Source organism: Pseudomonas sp. App30 (assembly GCF_047947025.1).
Classification (GTDB): domain Bacteria; phylum Pseudomonadota; class Gammaproteobacteria; order Pseudomonadales; family Pseudomonadaceae; genus Aquipseudomonas.
The window spans coordinates 690,474-712,112 of record NZ_CP133165.1; the positions used below are offsets into that span (position 1 = coordinate 690,474).

The following is a 21,639-nucleotide window of genomic DNA, read 5'->3' on the forward strand; positions in this document are numbered from 1 at the left end:
GATGAAATTTTCCCAGTTCTTTATCCAGCGGCCGATCTTCGCCGCCGTGCTCTCGCTGTTGATCCTGATCGGCGGCGCGATCTCGCTGTTCCAGTTGCCCATCAGCGAATACCCCGAAGTGGTACCGCCCACCGTGGTGGTGCGCGCCAACTTCCCCGGCGCCAACCCCAAGGTCATCGGTGAAACCGTGGCCGCGCCGCTGGAGCAGGCCATCACCGGCGTGGAGAACATGCTGTACATGTCCTCGCAGTCCACCGCCGACGGCAAGTTGACCCTGACCATCACCTTCGCCCTGGGCACCGACCTTGACAACGCCCAGGTGCAGGTGCAGAACCGGGTGACGCGCACCGAGCCCAAGCTGCCTGAGGAAGTGACGCGCATCGGCATCACCGTGGACAAGGCCTCCCCCGACCTGACCATGGTGGTGCACCTGACCTCGCCGGACAAACGCTACGACATGCTCTACCTGTCCAACTACGCCATCCTCAACATCAAGGATGAGTTGGCGCGGCTGGGTGGCGTCGGCGACGTGCAGCTGTTCGGCATGGGCGACTACTCCCTGCGCGTGTGGCTGGACCCGAACAAGACCGCGTCGCGCAACCTGACCGCCACCGACGTGGTCACCGCCATTCGCGAGCAGAACCGCCAGGTGGCCGCCGGCCAATTGGGCTCGCCGCCCTCGCCCAGCGCCACCAGCTTCCAGATGTCGATCAACACCCAGGGCCGCCTGGTCACCGAGGATGAGTTCGAGAACATCATCATCCGCACCGGTGCCGACGGCGAGATCACTCGCCTGAAAGACATCGCCCGCGTCGAGCTGGGCTCCAGCCAGTACGCCCTGCGCTCGCTGCTCAACAACCAGCCGGCGGTGGCCATCCCGATCTTCCAGCGCCCTGGCTCCAACGCCATCGACATCTCCAATGAAGTGCGGGCCAAGATGGCCGAACTGAAGAAGAGCTTCCCCGAAGGCATGGACTACAGCATCGTCTATGACCCGACCATCTTCGTCCGTGGCTCCATCGAGGCGGTGATCCACACCCTGTTCGAGGCACTGATTCTGGTGGTGCTGGTGGTGATCCTGTTCCTGCAGACCTGGCGCGCCTCGATCATCCCGTTGGTGGCGGTACCGGTGTCGCTGATCGGTACCTTCGCGGTCATGCACCTGTTCGGCTTCTCGCTCAACGCCCTGTCGCTGTTCGGCCTGGTGCTGGCCATCGGCATCGTGGTGGACGACGCCATCGTGGTGGTGGAGAACGTCGAGCGCAACATCGAGCTGGGCTTGAACCCCGTGGACGCCACCAAGCGCGCCATGGGCGAAGTGACCGGGCCTATCATCGCCACGGCGCTGGTGCTGTGCGCGGTGTTCGTGCCGGCCGCCTTCATCAGTGGCTTGACCGGGCAGTTCTACAAGCAGTTCGCCCTGACCATCGCGATCTCCACGGTGATCTCGGCGTTCAACTCGCTGACCCTGTCGCCGGCCCTCGCCGCGGTGTTGCTCAAAGGCCACGACGCGCCCAAGGACCGCTTCTCGCGGGTGCTGGAAAAGCTGCTGGGCGGCTGGCTGTTCGCGCCGTTCAACCGCTTCTTCGTCAAGGCCAGCCATGGCTACGTAGGCACCGTGCGCCGGGTGATCCGCCGCAGCGGCGTGGCCCTGGTGGTGTACGCCGGCCTCATCGGCCTGACCTGGCTGGGCTTTTCCAGCACCCCCACCGGCTTCGTCCCGGCCCAGGACAAGCAGTACCTGGTGGCCTTCGCGCAGCTGCCCGATGCCGCCAGCCTGGACCGCACCGAAGACGTCATCAAGCAGATGTCGGAGATCGCCATGAAGCAGCCGGGGGTGGCCAACGCCATCGCTTTCCCGGGCCTGTCGATCAACGGCTTCACCAACAGCCCCAACAACGGCATCGTCTTCGTGGCCCTGAAGGACTTCGACGAGCGCCGTGACCCCAGCGAGTCGGCCGCGGCCATCGCCGGCGCCCTGAACGGCAAGTACGCCGCCATCCAGGACGCCTACATGGCGATCTTCCCGCCACCGCCCGTGCAGGGCCTAGGCACTATCGGCGGCTTCCGCCTGCAGATCGAGGACCGTGGCAACCTGGGCTACGACGCGCTGTACACCGAAACCCAGAACATCATCGCCAAGAGCCGCAGCGTGCCGGAACTGGCCGGGCTGTTCACCAGCTACACCGTGAACGTGCCGCAGGTGGACGCCGCCATCGACCGCGAGAAAGCCAAGACCCACGGCGTGGCCATCAGCGACATCTTCGACACCCTGCAGATCTACCTGGGCTCGCTGTACGCCAACGACTTCAACCGCTTTGGCCGCACCTACCAGGTCAACGTCCAGGCCGAGCAGCAGTTCCGCCTCGAGCCCGAGCAGATCGGCCAGCTGAAGGTGCGCAACAACCTGGGCGAGATGATCCCGCTGGCGACCTTCATCAAGGTCAACAACACCTCGGGTCCGGACCGGGTGATGCACTACAACGGCTTCGTCACCGCCGAAATCAGCGGCAACGCCGCCCCCGGCTACAGCTCCGGCCAGGCCCAGGCGGCAGTGGAGAAACTGCTGAAGCAGGAGCTGCCCAACGGCATGACCTACGAGTGGACCGAGCTGACCTACCAGCAGATCCTCTCGGGCAACACCGCGCTGTTCGTGTTCCCGCTGTGCGTGCTGCTGGCCTTCCTGGTGCTGGCCGCCCAGTACGAAAGCTGGAGCCTGCCGCTGGCGGTGATCCTGATCGTGCCCATGACGCTGTTGTCGGCCATCGCTGGCGTGATCATCGCCGGTAGCGACAACAACATCTTCACCCAGATCGGCCTGATCGTGCTGGTGGGGCTGGCGTGCAAGAACGCGATCCTGATCGTCGAGTTTGCCAAGGACAAGCAGGAAGAAGGCCTGGACCCGCTGGCCGCCGTGCTGGAAGCCTGCCGCATGCGTCTGCGGCCGATCCTGATGACCTCGTTCGCGTTCATCATGGGCGTAGTGCCGCTGGTGCTGTCCCACGGCGCCGGTGCCGAGATGCGCCATGCCATGGGCGTGGCGGTGTTCTCCGGCATGCTGGGGGTGACCTTCTTCGGCCTGCTGCTGACCCCGGTGTTCTTCGTGCTGATCCGCAACCGCGTGGAAAAGAAAAAGGCCCGCAAGGCCGCCCAGCTTCTGACCCTGGAGAACCCAGCATGAGCCTGAAACTCTTCATGCCCAGCCTGCTGGTGCTGGCCCTGGCGGCCTGCGCCGTGGGCCCCGACTACAAGACCCCGGACACGGCGGCGGCCAACGTCGTTGCCGCCAAGGACGGCCAGTACGACCGCGGTCATTTCGACGCGGTGTGGTGGCAGCAGTTCGACGACCCTACCCTGAACCAGCTGGTGCAGACCTCGCTGGCCGGCAACCGCGACCTGCGCGTGGCCTTCGCCCGCCTGAAGGCGGCCCGCGCCATCCGCGACGACGTCAACACCGAGCGCTTCCCGGTGGTGACCAGCCGCGTCAGCAGCGAAGTCGGCAAGGGCCAGGTGCCCGGCCAGACCACCGACCGGGTCAACCAGGAGCGCTATGACCTGGGCCTGGACATGGCCTGGGAGGTCGACCTGTTCGGCCGCATCCAGCGCAGCCTGGAAGCCAGCGATGCCCAGGAAGACGCCGCCCGCGCCGACCTGCAGCAGCTGCAGGTGACCATGATCGCCGACCTGGTGGACGCCTACGGTGACCTGCGCGGCGCGCAACTGCGCGAAGACATTGCCCGGGCCAACCTGAAGACCCAGCAGGAGTCGCGCACCATCACCGTCAGCCTGCGTGACGCCGGCGTGGGCAACGAACTGGACGTGGTGCGCGCCGACGCGCGCCTGGCCGGGGTCGAAGCCACCGTGCCGCAACTGCAGGCCGAACAGGTACGGGCGCGCAACCGCATCGCCACCCTGCTGGGCCAGCGCCCGGACCAGTTGAGCGTGGACCTGAGCCCGGCGAAGCTGCCGGCCATCTCCAAGGCCCTGCCCATTGGTGACCCTGGCGAGCTGCTGCGCCGCCGCCCCGACGTGCGCAGCGCCGAACGCAAGCTGGCCGCAGCCACCGCCAACGTCGGCGTGGCCACCGCCGACCTGTTCCCACGGGTCAGCCTGTCCGGCTTCCTGGGCTTCACCGCCGCCCGCGGTTCGCAGATCGGCTCGGCCGCCGCCAACGCCTGGTCCCTGGGCCCGAGCATCACCTGGGCGGCGTTCAACCTGGGCAGCGTGAAAGCGCGCATCCGTGGCGCCAACGCCGAAGCCGAAGGCGCCCTGGCCACCTACGAACAGCAGGTGCTGCTGGCCCTGGAAGAGTCGGAAAACGCCTTCAGCGACTACCGCAAGATCCAGCAGCGCCTGGCCTCGCTGAACAAACAGAGCCAGGCCAGCCGCGCCGCCGCCGACCTGGCCTCGATCCAGTACCGCGAAGGCACCGTCGACTACCTGGTGCTGCTGGACGCCGAACGCGAACGCCTGAGCGCCGAAGACGCCCAGGCCCAGGCCGAGATCGAGCAGTACCGCGGCATCGTCGCCATCTACAAGGCCTTGGGCGGCGGCTGGCAGGTGCCGGACAAAGGCCAGGCAGTGGCCTCGGCCCAGTGATTTAACCGAGCTCCTTTGGTTGGTTTTTGACTGACCTTTTTGCCCCGCCCTCGTGCGGGGCTTTTTTGTGCCTGGCGCAAACCCTGAGCCGAACAAACAAAGGCGGACAACTCGGACTATCAGGCCATGGCACGGTGCAACAAACCGTAGGAGCCGACCTTGGTCGCGATGCGCCGCGCGGGCGGCGCTCGATTTCAAGCGCGCTGAAAAAACATCGCCCAGCACCTGGCGGCCATGACGCAATCGCGTAGCCGCTGCCGCCAGGCTGCGCTGGCCCTGTGCCTCACTAAAAATCTTCAGGGTTCACACCGGCCAGCGCAGCCTGGCGGCAGCGGCTACAGGATTGCGGTGGGGCTTGGAGGTGCATGCCTTGGAGGCTGTGGCGGCCTTGAGATCGCGCGCCGCCCGCGCAGCGCATCGCGACCAAGGTCGAGCGCGACCCCGGCGGCTCCTACATTTGTTGCACCGTGCCATGGCCTGACACACCGAGGTTTAAGCCTTGTTTGCATGGCTCCAGACCCCGGTGGCCTGCCGCTGTGAGTTGTCCTACGTTTGGCCCTACGGAAACGTTGCCATGAACGGCCCCTCCCCATTTCCCAGCCATGCAGCAAAGGCTGCCAACGCAGGTCTATCAGGCCATGGCACGTTGCAACAAACCGTAGGAGCCGACCTTGGTCGCGATGCGCCGCGCGGGCGGCGCTCGATTTCAAGCGCGCTGAAAAAACATCGGCTAGCACCTGGCAGCCATGGAGCAATCGCGTAGCCGCTGCCGCCAGGCTGCGCATGCCCTGTACCTCACTGGAAATCTTCAGGGTTCACACCGGCCAGCGCAGCCTGGCGGCAGCGGCTACAGGATTGCGGTGGGGCTTGGAGGTGCATGCCTTGGAGGCTGTGGCGGCCTTGAGATCGCGCGCCGCCCGCGCGGCGCATCGCGACCAAGGTCGAGCGCGACCCCGGCGGCTCCTACATTTGTTGCACCGTGCCATGGCCTGATATCCCGAGTTGCCCGCCTTGTTGGCCCGGCTTCAGGTTTAGGTGGCCTGTGGGCGTAGACCCATCAATTCAGCGAAGCACCGCGAATCAATGCATCCGTCAGGGCCTTCGCGGCTTCGATCTGATGCAGCGCGGACCACAGCAGGCCGCGCTCACGCACTTCGCAGTCGCACAATTCATACGCTGATTCGCCAGCACCTTTCAGCAACAGCGATATCTGCCCCAAGGCATGTTCCATGGGGATACCGGCCCGTACGGTGTAGAACGGCTCACCCGAGTCGTCGGTGGCGCCGAATGCCAGGGTGGCGGTGGAAGGTGGATCGGTGGGAATTTCGAACGTCATGGGCAACCCTTTACTTTTGGATGAACGCTGCTGCATCGCTACCAAACGATGGGAGGCGGCGGTACGCAGGTTGGTAGACCGGGAAAAGTAAGTAAAACCGGCGCACACGAAGGTGCCCTGCGTACAGCCACCACAGGTGCCAATACGCAATTACTTTAGAACCCGGGCTACCAAACCCGACCACTGGAAGCAGTGGCACGAGGGAGGTTATTGCCATGACCCGGGCCGAACAAGCCTACCCGAGCAAATCAGAATTGTCCTACGTTTAGTCCTACGGAAACGTTGTGCTCGGTGCACCCCCCGTAGCAGCTGCCGAAGGCTGCGTCCTGGGCACCAAGGTGTGCCAGGTACTGCGCGATGGGCCTGACGCAGCCTTCGGCAGCTGCTACGGGGATTGATGGGGGCTGTTTTATCGCCCCAATACGCGGAACACCGAAGAATGCCAGCTTGCCAGCATCTTTCCATCGCCGTCGTGCGCCACCGCGCCACCCGTGCTGTTACCCATCGATCCCGCCACCGTGAGCGACACACGCCCAATGGCGTCATCCATGCGCCCAGTGCCGTCAAGCGCAGCCATGATGATTTGCTGGCTGTTGAACCATTTCAAGCAGGCAAGACGATAGACTCCGGCCTGCTCGCTGGAACTGAAGAACACGGGCGTCCTTAACTCATTTGCGGCAGCCGAGAATGTTTCCAGCAGCGCAAGGCCATTGTTAAACGCACGGTCCACCGCCCCGTCGGCGTTCCAGGCAATGGCCACCTCACGGGTACGCGGTGACGCTTCGCGATCCCTGAGCGAGCCGCACAACTTCAGGGTGTCGGCCGGGTCGACAATCAACTGCATGTAGCGGTACTGGTCAGCAGCCACCCAGCTAAAACCGCGCTCGCCAAACGTCGAATCGAGCTCGCCATTGGTATTCAGGCGCGTCACGTACAGCCCTTCGTCCGCCCCCCCAGCGCTCCAACCGCCGGCGAGCACTACCTTGCCGGCATTGGCGCCCAGCCGCTGGATGCCCAAGCCACGCAAGGCGCTGGCACGGGTGGTGCTGTCGGGCAGGTGCACCAACTGCACGCCGGTCCCGTTGAACGCTGGGTTCAGCGCGCCGTCAGCCGTGATGCACATCACCGCCACCAGTGTGTCGGCGTTGAGCAGCGTAACGGTGAACGCCACGTACAGCAGCTCACCGTCCGCCGCGCTGAGCATCGGCCCCTGAGCAACCGCGCCGGTGGGCAGTGCGCTAAAGTCCACCACGTGCCGGGCTTGCGGCAGGCCAGCTGCGTCGTACCGCGCCATGTGCACCCCCTCACGCTGAAAGCTCAGCACGTGGAACTCACTGTTCCGGTACCCGTGCAACTGGGGGATGGGACGAGTTGAACTGAAGCTGTCCAGCAAATAGCCATGCCCACGGGAGCTGACCGAATTGCCGAAAATTTCAGGGGACGGCAGGCTGCCATCGGCGTTGAACAGGTTGACCGCAAATGCGCTGGTGGGCTCGCCAGACGAGGCGACCAGCATAGAGCCGTCCGCCAACGGCAGCAGCGAATGGATCTTGCTCGCCAGGCCACTGGGCGTGATGGTTTGCCGGGCGCCTGCGTTGAATCCAGGGTCCAGGGCGCCGGGTGCGGTGAAATGGGTCATGGTGGGCTTCTTGTCTTGAGTAAGGAGGTTCAGGGTTGCAGACTTGCCCCCTCCTGTGACCTGTCAGAAATAACAGGTCCCCCGTAGCAGCTGCCGCAGGCGGCGTCCGGGGCACTTACCCAGTTAAGCCAGGTATTGCGCGGTGGCCCGGACGCAGCCTGCGGCAGCTGCTACGGGGGAGGTTATTGCCACCCAGGAACGGCCCCTGCCCATTTCCCAGCCATGCACCAAAGGCTGCCAACGCAGGTCTATCAGGCCATGGCACGTTGCAACAAACCGTAGGAGCCGACCTTGGTCGCGATGCGCCGCGCGGGCGGCGCTCGATTTCAAGCGCGCTGAAAAAACATCGCCCAGCACCTGGCGGCCATGACGCAATCGCGTAGCCGCTGCCGCCAGGCTGCGCAGGCCCTGTGCCTCACCGGAAATCTTCAGGGTTCACACCGGCCAGCGCAGCCTGGCGGCAGCGGCTACAGGATGGCGGTGGGGCTTGGAGGTGCATGCCTTGGAGGCTGTGGTGGCCTTGAAATCGAGCGCCGCCCGCGCGGCGCATCGCGACCAAGGTCGAGCGCGACCCCGGCGGCTCCTACATTTGTTGCACCGTGCCATGGCCTGATACACCGAGGTTTAAGCCTTGTTTGCATGGCTCCAGCCCCCGGTGGCCTGCCGCTGTGAGTTGTCCTACGTTTGGCCCTACGGAAACGTTGCCATGAACGGCCCCTCCCCATTTCCCAGCCATGCACCAAAGGCTGCCAACGCAGGTCTATCAGGCCATGGCACGTTGCAACAAATGTAGGAGCCGACCTTGGTCGCGATGCGCCGCGCGGGCGGCGCTCGATCTCAAGGGCACTGAAAAAACATCGCCTAGCACCTGGCAGCCATGCCCCGATCGCGTAGCCTGACGGCAGCGGGTACAGGATTGCGGTGGGGCTTGGAGGTGCATGCCTTGGAGGCTGTTGCGGTCTTGAGATCGCGCGCCGCCCGCGCGGCGCATCGCGACCAAGGTCGGCTCCTACATTTGTTGCACCGTACCATGGCCTGATAAATCGGCGTTGGCAGCCTTGTTGGCCCGACGATGAATCTTTAAACCCACCCCACGTTTGACTCCCACCCCCCACCTGTCCCAAGCTGACCACCCTGCAAAAGCCCGCTGCGCTACGGACTGCTCAATGCCCAAGCTTTTCCGCAACCTGTCCCTGCTGTTCACCCTGTTCATCGTGCTGGGCGCCGCCTGGTACCTGACACGGCCGGCGCCTGCGCCCAGCGAGCCGGAGCTGCGGCACAGTTATTCCAGGGCGCTTGCGCAGGCGCACAACGGCCAGCCGGGCGCGGCGCGGGTGTTGTACCAGCAGCTGGCGCGCAAGGACCTGTCGCCCATCCGCCGTATCAGCCTGCTGGCCGAGCTGCCCAACTACCCCAGCCCGCAGGCGCTGAAGCTGGTCAAGGCGGACCTCGCCGACGGCCAGAACCTGCTGGTGCGCCATGGCGCCATCGACGCGGTGACGCGCCTGGTGCCCGACGCCCAGCGCAGCCTGCTGCTGGGGCCGCTGCTGGATGACGATGACCAGGAGATTCGCTTCCACGCCGCCCGCGCGCTGCTTGGCCTGTCCCCCGACGACCTGGGCCTGTACTTTGCGCGGCTGGACGCGGTGCTGGACGAATACGTGCAAGCCCTGCTCAGCACCCCGGACGACGCCGATGGGCAACTGCAATTGGCGCGCATCTACCTGTACAACGACGACTACACCCAGGCCCTGGCCACCCTCAAGCACGCCCATGAACTGGCCCCCGGCGACCTGGAGACCGTGGCGGTGCAGGTGCGGGTGCTGGAAAAACAGGGCCAGAACGACGCCTCGCGCCAGCTGCTGGCCGAGCAGCTGATCGCCCACCCCGACTCGGCGTTGCTGCAGCACGAACTGGGGCAATGGCTGATCCGCCACGGCCAGGGCGAATACGCGCTGCTGGCCCTGGCCCGCGCCTCCGAGCTGGAACCGGACAACAGCGACTACCGCTACAGCCTGGCCGTGACCCTGCACCAGATGGACCAGGTGGAAGCCGCCCAGCGCCAGCTGGACGAGATCCTGCGCAGGCAGCCGGCCAACCGCAAGGCCCGGGTGCTGTTGATCGAGTACTGGAAGCAGACCGGCCAGCTGCAGAACGTGCAGGTGCTGCTGGCGGAACTGGAGCAGCAGAACCCTGATGACCCGGCCCTGCAGCAAGGCCTGTAGCCCCCTGAATAATCGGAACTTGCCGTTGCCCGCCGCTGTCCAGTGTAGGTGCAGCGGCCCTTTGCAAGGCCCCTGTGCGCCCTGATCGCCACATGAGGACTGAGCATTGATGACGTCGAAAGCTGCCACCGGCATTGCCGGTCTCGATGACATTCTGTGCGGCGGCTTGAGCCGCGGCCATATATTTCTGCTCGAAGGCCAACCTGGCGCGGGCAAGACCACCGTTGCCCTGCAATTTCTGCTCGACGGCGCCGCCGCCGGCGAGCGTTGCCTGTACATCACCCTGTCGGAAACCGAGCGCGAGCTGCGCGAAGGCGCCCGTTCCCACGGCTGGGAGCTGGACGAGCAGATCAAGGTGTTCGAACTGACCCCACCGGAGATGCTCCTCGACGCCCAGCAGCAACAGAGCCTGCTGTACTCCAGCGACCTGGAACTGGGCGAGGCTACCCGGCAGATCTTCGCCATCGTCGAACAGCACCAACCCGAACGCGTGGTGCTCGACAGCCTTTCCGAAGTGCGCCTGCTGGCCCAGAGTTCGCTGCGCTACCGCCGGCAGATCCTGGCCATCAAGCACCACTTCGCGCGCTACAACGCCACCGTGCTGCTGCTCGATGACATGACCAGCGAACCGTTGGACAAGACCCTGCACAGCATCGCCCACGGCGTCATTCGCCTGGAAGAAAAGGCCCCCGACTACGGCGCCGAGCGCCGCCGCCTGCGCATCGTCAAATACCGCGGGCAGCAATACCGCGGTGGCTACCACGACTTCACCATCCACCAGGACGGCGTGCAGGTGTTCCCGCGCCTGGTGGCCGCCGAGCACCGCGCCCGCTACGAGCGCAACCAGTTGAGCAGCGGCATCGCCGGCCTCGACGCGCTGCTGGGCGGCGGCATCGAGAACGGCTCCAGCACCCTCATCCTAGGCCCCGCCGGCACCGGCAAGTCGCTGATCGCCATGGTCTTCGCCGCGGCGGCAGTGGCCCGTGGCGAGAAGGTCGCGCTGTTCATTTTCGACGAAGAGCTGGGGCTGCTGTTCGAGCGCATGCGTTGCCTGGGCATCGACCTTGAGGGCATGCAGGCCAGCGGCGCCATGATCGTCGAACAGGTGGACGCGGCCGAGCTGTCGCCGGGCGAATTCGCCCACCGGGTGCGCAGCAAGGTCGACGAGCACCAGATCAAGACCGTGGTCATCGACAGCATCAACGGCTACCAGGCGGCGATGATCGACGAGGGCTCGCCGGTGATGCACATCCACGAGCTGCTGCTGTTCCTCAACCGCCGCGGCGCCGCCACCTTCATGACCGTGGCCCAGCAGGGCCTGGTGGGCGACATGAAGGCGCCGGTGGACCTGACCTACCTGGCCGACACGGTGATCCTGCTGCGCTACTTCGAGGCCGTGGGCCAGGTGCGCCGGGCCATGTCGGTGATCAAGAAACGCTACGGCGGCCACGAGGCGACCATTCGTGAATACAAGATCGGCAGCCAGGGCATGACCATCGGCGAGCCCCTGCATGACTTCCAGGGCGTGCTGCGCGGCGTGCCCACCTACGTCGGCGCCAGCAACCCGCTGCTGCAGGACCCACCGCGATGAGCCCACAGGCCCCGGCCCCCGAGCGCGCCATCGTGCTCGCCCCCCTGGGGCGCGACAGCCAGGTGGCGCTGACGATCCTGCAGGAGGCGGGATTCAGCGGCTCGCCGGCCAGCGACCTGGGCGACCTGTGCAGCCAGTTGCACCAAGGCGCCGGCATGGCGCTGATCGCCGAGGAAGCCCTCAATGGCCTGAACCTGGCACCGCTGCTGGACTTCCTGAAGCAGCAGCCGGCCTGGTCCGACCTGCCCATCGTGCTGATGACCTACCATGGCGGCCCCGACCACCCGCCGTCCATGCGCCTGGGCGCGCAACTGGGTAACGTCAGTTTCCTGGAGCGGCCGTTCCACCCGGTGGCGCTGGTCAGCCTGATCAACACCGCCATCCGTGGCCGGCGCCGCCAGTACGAAGCGCGCGACCGCCTCAACGACCTCAGCGACAGCCAGCAGCGCCTGCAAAGCGCGCTCACCGCCGGGCGCCTGGGCGAGGAGCGCCTGCGCCAGCTCAACGAAACCCTGGAACAGCAGGTTGAAGAGCGCACCGCGCAGATCACCCAGAACGAGGAAGCCCTGCGCCAGGCGCAGAAAATGGAAGCCGTGGGCCAATTGACCGGCGGTATCGCCCACGACTTCAACAACATGCTCACCGGCATCATCGGCAGCCTGGAGCTGATGCGCCGACGCATCGCCCGTGGCCGCACCGAGGACCTGGACAACCTTATCGACCTGGGCGTGACCTCGGCCAACCGCGCCGCTGGTCTTACTCATCGGCTGCTGGCGTTCTCGCGCCGGCAGTCACTGGACACCCAGCCGGTGCAGATGAACCGCCTGGTGGTGGCCATGGACGAGCTGCTGCAACGCAGCCTGGATGAAAGCATTCGCCTGCACATGAACCTGGGCGAAGAACTGTGGGTGGCCGAGGCCGACCCGCACCAGCTGGAAAGCGCCCTGCTCAACCTGGTGATCAACGCCCGCGACGCCATGCCCAACGGCGGCGAGCTGATGGTGCAAACCCGCAACTGCCACCTGGACGCCGCCTTCACCCGTGGCCAGAGCAACCTGGCCGTGGGCGACTACGTGTGCCTTAGCGTGCGCGACAACGGCTGCGGCATGCCCCAGAGCGTGATCAACCGCGCCTTCGACCCCTTCTTCACCACCAAGCCCATCGGCCAGGGCACCGGCCTGGGCCTGTCGATGATCTATGGCTTCAGCAAGCAGTCCCAGGGCCATGTGGCCATCGACAGCGAAATCGGCAAGGGCACCACGGTGAGCCTGTACCTGCCGCGTTTCCGCGGCGAGCTGCCCGGCCAGGCCGACGCCCCCGTGGCCCGCGCACGGCGGGCGCGCAGCGGCGAGACGGTGCTGATCGTCGAGGACGACAGCGCCGTGCGGGTGCTGGTGGGCGAGGTACTGCGCGAGCTGGGTTACACCTGGATGGAGGCTGCCGATTCGGCGGGCGCCCTGCCCATCCTCAACTCGCCCCAGCGCATTGACCTGCTGATCAGCGACGTAGGGTTGCCCGGCGGCATGAACGGCCGGCAACTGGCCGAAATCGGCCGGCACCTGCGGCCGGGGCTCAAGGTGCTGTTCATCACCGGTTACGCCGAACACGCGGCAGTGCGCGGCGGCTTCCTGGACCCGGGCATGCAGATGATCACCAAGCCGTTTGCGTTTGATTTGCTGACGGCGAAGGTGCGGGAGATGATCGAGGTGTGACGCGGCCTGCGCCAAACACGCGTAGCCGCTGCCGCCAGGCTGCGCTGGCCCTGTGCCTCGCTGAAGATCTTCAGGGTTCACAATGGCCAGCGCAGCCTGGCGGCAGCGGCTACGCAATTGACGCTCTATTGCGTCGTTACACCAGCAACTGCTGAATCTTCTCGCCCAGGGTATCGAGGTCGAACGGCTTGGCCAGAATCGGCGCGTTGCGGGTGATGGGGCTGCCGGACTCGATGATTTCCTGCGGGTAGCCGCTGATGAAAATCACCTTCAGCTCCGGGCGCAGCTTCAGCGCCGGCTCGGCGATCTGCACGCCCGAAATGCCGCCTGGCAAGCGATAATCGGTGACCATCAGGTCCAGGTGCGGCTTGCGCGCCAGGATCTCGAACGCCTGGGCGCCGTTCTCGGCCTCCAGCACGTGGTACCCCTCGCCTTTCAGGTAGTCGGACAACACCATCAGAATCGAGGGTTCATCCTCGACAATGAGGACAACGTCTTGTGCATCTTCACTCATGGTAACGCCTATGTACTTTTAGGTTGGCTGCCTATGTGACCGTGGCCGCCCGTAGAGGTTGCGTGCCGCCTGGCGCTTGTTACAACGGCAGGCTGACGATGAACGTCGAACCCTCGCCCAGCGCGCTCTGCACCGTGATGGAGCCGCCATGGGCAACCACGATCTGCTCGGAAATGAACAGCCCCAGGCCCAGCCCCGCCACTACGTGGGTGGCCGACACCCGCTCGAACTGCTGGAAGATGCGCGCCTGGTTCTCCTTGCTGATGCCGATGCCGTGGTCGCGCACTTCCACCAGCGCCGCGCCCTTGTGCGCGTACACGCTGACCTCGATGGGGCCGCGGCCGCCATAGCGCAGGGCGTTGGACACCAGGTTGGAGATCACCTGCTCCACGCGGAACTCGTCCCAGGTGCCCACCACCGGTTCGCTGGCGTGCAAGCTGATGCTGCACTCGGCGGCGGCGACCTGTGGGGCGAAGTTGTCCAGCAGGTTGGCCACCAGTTGCGTCAGGTCGAACTCGCTGGGGCGGATGGACAGTTTGCCGGTGCGGATGCGCGACACGTCGAGCATATCCTCGATCAGGCGGATCAGGCTCTGGATCTGGCGCTCGTCGCGCTCGACCATGCCGCGCATTTTCTCCAGGGTGAAGGCATCGGCGTTGTCCCGGGCCAGGTGCAGCTTGCGCAGCTGGGTTTCCAGGATCAGGCCGTTGAGCGGCGTGCGCACCTCGTGGCTGACAATCGACATGAAGTCATCGCGCATGCGCACCGCATGCTGCAGTTCGTTCTGGGTGGCCTGCAGTTTTTTCAGCAGCACCTCCTGTTCCTGGCGGCTGCGCTCCAGGGCGTCGAGCTGCTCCTTGAGGATCTTGCGCTGGCAGTACAGGTCGACGAACACGCTGACCTTGCTCTTAACCGCATGAATCTCCAGCGGCTTGTGCAGGAAGTCCACCGCGCCGCTCTCGTAGCCCTTGAAGGCATAGTTGAGCTCGCGCCCGGCGGCGCTGACGAAGACAATGGGAATGCTCTTGGTTTTCTCGGTGCCGCGCATCAGCTCGGCCAGCTCGAAACCGTTCATGCCCGGCATCTGCACATCGAGGATGGCCAGGGCGAATTCATGTTGCAGCAACAGCGACAAGGCTTCGTCGGCCGACAGCGCCTTGTGTACCTCGCGGTCGTCGGCCTTGATCAGCGCTTCCAGGGCCAGCAGGTTCTCCGGCAGGTCGTCGACGATCAGCAGTTTTGCTTTTATTGGGCTTGGCATGCGCTTTGTTCCAGCTCGGCGAGCAATAAGCCTATGCCGTTCAATGGGAGTATATGGTCGGGCCGGCGCAGCTTCAGCGCAGCTTCGGGCATGATCGCCACGCGCGCCTCGGCCGGGTCCTGGACAATGGTCAGACCGCCGCGCTCGCCAATGGTTGCCAGGCCGCGCGCACCGTCTTCATTGGCGCCGGTGAGCAGCACCCCGATCAGTTGCGGGCCGTAGGCATCGGCGGCCGATTCGAACAACAAGTCGATGGCCGGGCGCGAATAGTGCACCCGGTCTTCCTGGCTCAACGACAGGCTGCGGTCCTGCTCCACCGACAGGTGGTAGCCGGGGCCGGCGAAATAGAACATCCCTGGTTGTATGTCTTCCTTGTCCACTGCCTCCTTGGCAGCGCGTTGCATGCGCCGGGCGAACACCTCGGCCAGCTGGCTGTGGCGGTCATCGGGCAGGTGCAGCACGGTCAGCACCGGCAGCGCGAACGTTGGCGGCAGCATGCCGTACACGCGCAGCAGCGCCTCCACGCCGCCGGCCGAGGCGCCTACCACCACCGCTGCGTACCCGGCGCCTGCTTTCATGTCTTGCGGTAGATCCGTTCGGGCTTGGCCAGGGCTTCGAACTTGTGGCTGTAGGCAGAGAAGTCGAGGGTCTCCTTGCTGCCCAGCACCAGGAAGCCGCGGTGGCACAAGGACTCGTGGAACAGCCCGAAGGCGCGGTCCTGGAGCTTCTTGTTGAAGTAGATCAGCACGTTGCGGCACGACACCAGCTGGGTTTCGGAGAACACGCTGTCGGTGGCCAGGCTGTGGTCGGCGAAGGTCACGTTCTCGCGCAGGCTGCCGTCGAAGATGGCGTTGCCGTAGGCCGCGGTGTAGTAGTTGGAAAACGCCTGTTGGCCGCCCGCGCGCTGGTAGTTCTCGGTGTAGGTGCGCACGTTTTCCATGGAGTAGATACCTTGCTTGGCCTTGTCCAGGGACTGCGGGTTGATGTCGGTGGCGTAGATGATGGTGCGTTCCAGCAGGCCTTCCTCGCGCAGCAGGATGGCCATGGAGTACACCTCCTCGCCCGTGCTGCAGCCGGCGATCCAGATCTTGATCGAGGGGTAGGTGCGCAGCAGCGGCACCACTTCGCGGCGGATGGCCAGGAAGTGCTCGGGGTCGCGAAACATCTCGCTCACCGGGATGGTCAGGTACTGCAGCAGCTGCATGAACGCGGTGGGGTCGTGCAGCACCCGCTCCTGCAGCGCCGAGATGGTGTTGCACTCCAGCTGGCGCAGGGCGTGGTGTATCCGGCGCTTGATGGAAGCGCCGGAGTAGTCGCGGAAATCATAGCTGTACTTGAGGTAGATAGCCTCGATCAGCAAGCGGATCTCGATATCGGTATTGCGCTCCACCGTCATCAACGGCGGCCTCGCAGGTTAGCGGTTCGTGGCACTAAATGCGCTCCAGCTGTGGCAACCACACGCGTATCAGGGAAAACAGCCGGTCCAGGTCGATGGGCTTGGCCAGGTAGTCGTTGGCGCCGGCCTGCAGGCAGCGCTCCTGGTCGTCCTTCATGGCCTTGGCGGTCACGGCGATGATCGGCAGCTTGCGCCAGCGCGTGTCCTTGCGGATCTCGCGGGTGGCCTCGTAGCCGTCCATCTCCGGCATCATCACGTCCATCAGCACCAGGTCGATGTCTTCCACGTCATTGAGTTTGTCGATGGCCTCGCGGCCGTTGCGACCGATTTCGACGATCGCACCCTTGTGCTCCAGGGCACTGGTGAGGGCGAAAATGTTGCGTACGTCGTCGTCCACCACCAGAATCTTGCGGCCCTCGAAGACCTTGTCGCGGCTGCGCGCGGTCTTGAGCATCTTCTGTCTTTCCTGGGACAGCTGGGATTCGACTTTGTGCAGAAATAATGTCACTTCGTCCAGCAACCGCTCTGGCGAGCGCGCGCCCTTGATGATGATGGAGCGCGAGTACTTGAGCAGCTCGGCCTCTTCGTCGCGGGTCATGTTGCGGCCGGTGTAGACGATCACCGGCGGGAAGGCGCAGATTTCCTCGGTGGACATGCGCTTGAGCAGGTCATTGCCGAGCATGTCCGGCAGCTTGAGGTCGATGATCATGCAGTCGTAGACGTTGTCGCGCAGCAGGTCCAGGGCCTCCTGGGCGAAGCCCACGGCGGTGATCTCGATGTCCTCGTCGCCGATCAAGCGGGCGATGCTCTCGCGCTGCAGGTCGTCGTCTTCCACCAGCAGGATACGCTTGAGCTTCTGGGTGAGCTTGGCTTCCAGGCGGGCGAACACGTCCTTGAGCTCGTCGCGGGTGGTGGGCTTCACCGCGTAGCCCACGGCGCCCATGTGCATGGCCGCCTCTACGCGGTCTTCCACGGAGATCACGTGCACCGGGATGTGGCGGGTGGCCGGCAGTTCCTTGAGGCGCTGCAGCACGGTCAGGCCGGAATGGTCGGGCAGGCGCATGTCCAGCAGGATGGCGTCGGGCACGAACTGCGCGGCCAGGTTGAAGCCCTCGTCGGCGCCGTGGGCCACCAGGCAGTGGTAATTGAGTTCATGGGCGAGGTCGAAGAGGATGCGCGCAAAGTTCGGCTCGTCCTCGATCACCAGGATGCAGCGGCGCTCGAACGGGCCTTTCTCGCGGTCGTCGGGGAAGCGCGCGATCACCACGTCCGGCACCAGCACCGGTGCAGGCTCGCTGGCGGCGCCCTGGGGCGCGGGAATGACGGTGGGCGCGGGGTGCACCTCGTCGCGCTCCATTTCCTCGTAGCGTTGCGGCAGCACCAGGGTGAACTCGCTGCCCTTGCCCAGGGTGCTGCTGACGCTGATGTAGCCGCCCAGCAGGTTGGCCAGGTCGCGGGAAATCGACAGGCCCAGGCCGGTGCCGCCGTAGCGGCGGTTGGTGGTGCCGTCGGCCTGGCGGAAGGCCTCGAAAATCGCCTGTTGCTGGTCGGTGGCCACGCCAATGCCGGTGTCGCGCACGTGGAAGGCAATGCCGTTGTCCGGCTGCGGCGCCACGGTGAGGGTCACCTGGCCCTGCTCGGTGAATTTCAGGGCGTTGGACAGCAGGTTCTTGAGGATCTGCTCCACGCGCTGGCGGTCGGTGAACAGCATGGGCGGCGCGCCGTCCAGCAGCTCCACCGAGAAGTCCAGGCGCTTGTCGGCGGCCAGCGGCTCGAACATCGTCCGCAGGCCGTCCACCAGGCGTGCGGTGCTGGTGTTCTCCGGGCGCACGTCGAGCTTGCCGGCTTCCACCTTGGAAATGTCGAGGATGTCGTTGATCAGGTTCAGCAGGTCGTTGCCGGCGGAATAGATCGACTCGGCGAACTTGACCTGCTCGCCGGTGAGGTTCTCCTCGGCGTTCTCCGACAGCAGCTTGGCCAGGATCAGCGAGCTGTTGAGCGGCGTGCGCAGCTCGTGGGACATGTTGGCGAGGAATTCGGATTTGTACTTGCTGGAGCGCTGCAGCTCCTCGGCGCGCTCTTCCAGCTCCACCTGCGCGCGGTTGAGCTCCAGGTTCTTGGCGTCCAGGGCGTCGCGCTGCTCGGCCAGGGCGTCGGTGCGCTCGGCCAGCTGTTCGTTGGTCTGCTCCAGTTCCGCCTGCTGGGTCTCCAGGTGCGCCTGGGACTCCTTGAGCACCCTCGACTGTTCCTCCAGCTCTTCGTTGGCGGTTTTCAGCTCTTCCTGCTGCACTTGCAGCTCTTCGTTGAGCTGCTGGGTCTCGGCCAGCACTTCCTGCAGGCGCTGGCGGTAGCGCGCAGCCTCGATGGAGGTGCCCATGTTGCTGGCCAGCAGCTCCAGCAGTTCCACGTCGCGGTCGCTCAGGGGGCGCAGGAAGCCCAGCTCCACCACGCCATTGATACCGTCGTCATTGTGGGTGGGCACGATCAGCACGCTGTGCGGCAGGCCCTCGCCCAGGCCGGAGGTGAACTTGAAGTAGTCCTGGGGCACCTCGTCCAGGCGCATCAGGCGCCCGGTCTGGGCCACCTGGCCGATCACGCCCTCGCCGTTGATGATGACCTGGTCGCGGTTCTCCTGCTCGCGGGAGAAGCCATAGCTGGCCACGCGGCGCAGGCTGCCGTGCTCCTCGCGCACGTACACCGCAGCCACCACGCTGCCCAGGTAGTTGGCGAAGAACTGCAGCACATTGCGCCCCAGCATTTGCAGGGTCAGTTGCCCCAGCACCTGCTCGGCCAGTTGGGTCTGCCCGGTGCGCAGCCAGGCCTGGCCTTCCAGGCGTTCGGCGCTGCGGCGCTGGGCGTCGAGGTTTTCCGCGTAGGTGGTGGACAGGGTGAGCATGTCGCGGCGGCCGAAATAGGCCAGCACGGCGCTGATCAGCACCAGGAACACGATGTAGAGGGTGATCGACATCGTGATGGTGTGCGACACGTCCTCGCTGCGCTGCTGGCGCAGGTTGTGCTCCATGGCCAGGAAGTCGTCGAACTCACCGCGCACCGCATCGGTCAGGCGCTTGCCGCGGCCAGTCTGCACCACCGAGGAGTAGTCGCCGGTGCTGCGCTTCATGTCGATCATGGATTGGGAGTAGTTCATCCACTCCTTCTGCAGCGCCGCGACGCGGGTCAGGCGGTCGACCTGGGCGGAGTTGTCGGCCACCAGCTCCTTGAGCGCCGGCACTTCGGCGGCGAGCCGCGGCTTGGCCAGCTCGAAGGGGTCCAGGTAGTCTTCCTTGCCGGTCAACAGGTAGCCGCGCATGCCGGTTTCCATGTCGATGGACAGCTTGGCGATTTCGTTGGCGTTGTTGATGACCCGGTCGGTGTGTTCCACCCAATCGATGGTGTTCATCAGGTAGCCGATGATGCTGACGAACACCACGCCGCTCAGCAGGCCCACGCCCAGGGGCAGGCTGACGTTGCGGGTCAGCAGCTTGCGAAAGCTCTGCTCATCGATGCTGGAGGGTTTGCTCATGTCCCTTGCGTCCCTGGTGAGGTGGTAAAACGGCAGAGTTTGCCGGAATTCCACGTAGAAGATCCAAATATTCCCGCATCAACATGAGAAATTTCGCACGGAACTTTCCATGTTCTCTTACGCTTTCTAGAAGGCGACAGCGGTTTTGGCCAGCAAATGCGGGATTATTTTGCATATGAGTGGCACGCCGGTATCCTTGTGCCACTGTTTTTGCGTTTTGGTAACCGTTGCACGGAACTTGCCGGCGCCCCTGCTTACTCATTAAAGACTGGCGGCGCCTGCCGCGCCCTGCCTTTTCCGTCACCGCCCAGGACTGCTCCAATGTCAAACGCCGCCGCCCCAACCATTCTTGTCGTCGAGGACGACGACATCGTGCGCATGCTGATCGTCGATGTGCTGGAGGAGCTGGAGTACCAGGTGCTCGAGGCCGCCGATGCCGAGGCGGCGCTGACGATTTTGCGCCAGGACAACGTCATTCACCTGATGATGACCGACCAGGGCCTGCCGGACATGGAAGGCACGGCGCTGGCCAAACAAGCCCGCGAGCTGCGCACCGCCCTGCCCGTGTTGTTCGCCAGCGGCTACGCCGAAAACATCGACCTGCCCGCTGGCATGCACATGATCGGCAAGCCCTTCTCCATCGACCAGCTGCGCGACAAGGTCAAGGCCGTGCTCGCCCAGCCCTGAGTTGATCTGCCGGCAGCGTCTAAAAGGGTAATCGGCACGCAAACGATTTTCTTGAAAGTTGGATCCGAGTTTTCAAAACCCGCCTACACTTTCGGAATAATCCAAAACGCCTGTCGCTCCTCCTACCCCCAGGGACGCTGCCACCATGACGGACATCAACCCACCCGACCTGTCGCACAAGGTCTACAACACCCCTTTCATGCAACAGGTCATCCTGGTGGCGGAGCAGTTGCGACACCGCGGTGGCGCCAGCGAGGAAAAACAGACCGCGCTGTTCAAGGTCGCGTATTTCATTTTGCAGAACCCCTGGCTGTCGCCGACCCTGAACATCGAGCGCATGGCCGAAGGCGCCCATACCTCCACGGCCGCGGTCAACCGCCTGGCCAACCACATGGGCTACAACGGCTTTACCGGCCTGCGCGAGGCCCTGGTGCGGCATTTGCTGCAGCTGGTGTCGCCGGCCGACCTGGTGCAGCACGAGGTGGCCCACCACCCCGAGCGCGGCTTTGACCTGAGCCAGCAGGTGCGCCTGAGCAACGGCAACCTGGAGGCCGTGCTCAACGCCAACGACGATGCGCAGTTCGAGGCCCTGGTGACGGCCATCAGCCAGGCCACCAACCTGTATATCCTGGGCTTCGGCAACAGCCACTACCTGGCCGGGCTGGCGGCCAGTTGCCTGATTCCCCATTGCGCCCACGTGATCACCCTGAACATGGAAGGCGGCAGCGAAAACGCCACCTACCGTCTGGCCACCATCAGCGAAGGCGACGTGCTGCTGACCCTGGCCTTGCCGCCCTATACCCGCGACACCCTGCGCATGGCCCAATACGCCGTGGGCCGCGGCGCCACAGTGCTGGCCATTACCGACTCGCCCGCCTCGCCCCTGGTGGACATCGCCGACCACTGCCTGTACGCCTCGCCCCAGCACCCGGTGCTGCGCAACTCCAAGGTGGCCCTGGTGGCGGTCATCGAGGCGCTGGCCACCGCCGTGCGCCTGCGCAACCATGAGCCGGTGAACGAGTCCATCCGCCTGGCCGAGGACGCCCTGGCCTATATCCAGCGTACCGGCAGCGACCCGGCCGGCTGACCGGCCATTGCGCCGCCCGCAGCGGTTTGATTACTCTGGCAGCCCCTGGCAAACAACAATAAGCGGCCA

The 21,639-nt window shown here is 65.0% G+C and carries 14 protein-coding genes; 7 read left to right on the top strand and 7 right to left on the bottom strand.

Features of this window, described 5'->3' with window-relative positions; genetic code table 11:
- Position 1 precedes the first annotated feature (1 nt).
- Both RAM80_RS03015 and RAM80_RS03020 read left to right on the top strand, forming a co-directional pair.
- On the top strand, positions 2 to 3,181 hold the full coding sequence (locus RAM80_RS03015; RefSeq protein ID WP_416424753.1) for an efflux RND transporter permease subunit: 3,180 nt from the start codon (positions 2 to 4) through the stop codon (positions 3,179 to 3,181).
- A complete protein-coding gene (locus RAM80_RS03020) occupies positions 3,178 to 4,599 on the top strand; it encodes an efflux transporter outer membrane subunit (RefSeq protein WP_416424754.1) in 1,422 nt (473 codons plus the stop codon). Before RAM80_RS03015 ends, RAM80_RS03020 begins: the two co-directional genes overlap by 4 nt.
- Positions 4,600 to 5,656: 1,057 nt before the next feature.
- Here the strand turns inward: RAM80_RS03020 and RAM80_RS03025 are convergent.
- Entirely contained in the window at positions 5,657 to 6,085 is a 429-nt protein-coding gene (locus RAM80_RS03025; protein WP_416424755.1) for a hypothetical protein, read from the bottom strand.
- A gap of 259 nt (positions 6,086 to 6,344) precedes the next feature.
- Complete coding sequence (locus RAM80_RS03030; RefSeq protein WP_416424756.1) at positions 6,345 to 7,574, bottom strand: hypothetical protein; 1,230 nt, start codon at positions 7,572 to 7,574, stop codon at positions 6,345 to 6,347.
- A 1,166-nt stretch (positions 7,575 to 8,740) separates the two neighbouring features.
- On the opposite strand from RAM80_RS03030, the gene RAM80_RS03035 reads away from it, so the two are divergent.
- The 3 genes from RAM80_RS03035 (at position 8,741) to RAM80_RS03045 (ending at position 13,102) form a co-directional block, all read left to right on the top strand.
- Positions 8,741 to 9,799: a tetratricopeptide repeat protein gene (locus RAM80_RS03035; protein WP_416424757.1), complete on the top strand. Its 1,059-nt coding sequence runs from the start codon at positions 8,741 to 8,743 to the stop codon at positions 9,797 to 9,799.
- A gap of 109 nt (positions 9,800 to 9,908) precedes the next feature.
- Positions 9,909 to 11,390, top strand: coding sequence for an ATPase domain-containing protein (locus RAM80_RS03040; RefSeq protein ID WP_416424758.1), 1,482 nt, complete (start codon positions 9,909 to 9,911; stop codon positions 11,388 to 11,390).
- Positions 11,387 to 13,102, top strand: a complete 1,716-nt coding sequence (locus RAM80_RS03045) for an ATP-binding protein (protein ID WP_416424759.1) — start codon at positions 11,387 to 11,389, stop codon at positions 13,100 to 13,102. Before RAM80_RS03040 ends, RAM80_RS03045 begins: the two co-directional genes overlap by 4 nt.
- 136 nt (positions 13,103 to 13,238) lie before the next feature.
- On the opposite strand, the gene RAM80_RS03050 is transcribed toward RAM80_RS03045, so the two are convergent.
- From RAM80_RS03050 to RAM80_RS03070, 5 genes are all read right to left on the bottom strand, one after another.
- The gene (locus RAM80_RS03050; protein WP_416424760.1) at positions 13,239 to 13,616 is read right to left on the bottom strand and encodes a response regulator; all 378 of its coding nucleotides are present in this window, start codon (positions 13,614 to 13,616) and stop codon (positions 13,239 to 13,241) included.
- A gap of 79 nt (positions 13,617 to 13,695) precedes the next feature.
- Complete coding sequence (locus RAM80_RS03055) at positions 13,696 to 14,877, bottom strand: ATP-binding protein (RefSeq protein ID WP_416424761.1); 1,182 nt, start codon at positions 14,875 to 14,877, stop codon at positions 13,696 to 13,698.
- Entirely contained in the window at positions 14,862 to 15,455 is a 594-nt protein-coding gene (locus tag RAM80_RS03060) for a chemotaxis protein CheB (RefSeq protein WP_416424762.1), read from the bottom strand. The genes RAM80_RS03055 and RAM80_RS03060 overlap by 16 nt, the downstream gene beginning before the upstream one ends.
- Entirely contained in the window at positions 15,452 to 16,273 is an 822-nt protein-coding gene (locus RAM80_RS03065) for a CheR family methyltransferase (RefSeq protein WP_416424763.1), read from the bottom strand. The genes RAM80_RS03060 and RAM80_RS03065 overlap by 4 nt, the downstream gene beginning before the upstream one ends.
- Positions 16,274 to 16,307: 34 nt before the next feature.
- Complete coding sequence (locus RAM80_RS03070) at positions 16,308 to 19,796, bottom strand: response regulator (protein ID WP_416424764.1); 3,489 nt, start codon at positions 19,794 to 19,796, stop codon at positions 16,308 to 16,310.
- A 321-nt stretch (positions 19,797 to 20,117) separates the two neighbouring features.
- Here RAM80_RS03070 and RAM80_RS03075 point away from each other — a divergent pair, with 321 nt between their 5' ends.
- Both RAM80_RS03075 and RAM80_RS03080 read left to right on the top strand, forming a co-directional pair.
- Positions 20,118 to 20,483, top strand: coding sequence for a response regulator (locus tag RAM80_RS03075; protein ID WP_416424765.1), 366 nt, complete (start codon positions 20,118 to 20,120; stop codon positions 20,481 to 20,483).
- A 145-nt stretch (positions 20,484 to 20,628) separates the two neighbouring features.
- The gene (locus tag RAM80_RS03080; RefSeq protein WP_416424766.1) at positions 20,629 to 21,570 is read left to right on the top strand and encodes a MurR/RpiR family transcriptional regulator; all 942 of its coding nucleotides are present in this window, start codon (positions 20,629 to 20,631) and stop codon (positions 21,568 to 21,570) included.
- Positions 21,571 to 21,639 lie beyond the last annotated feature (69 nt).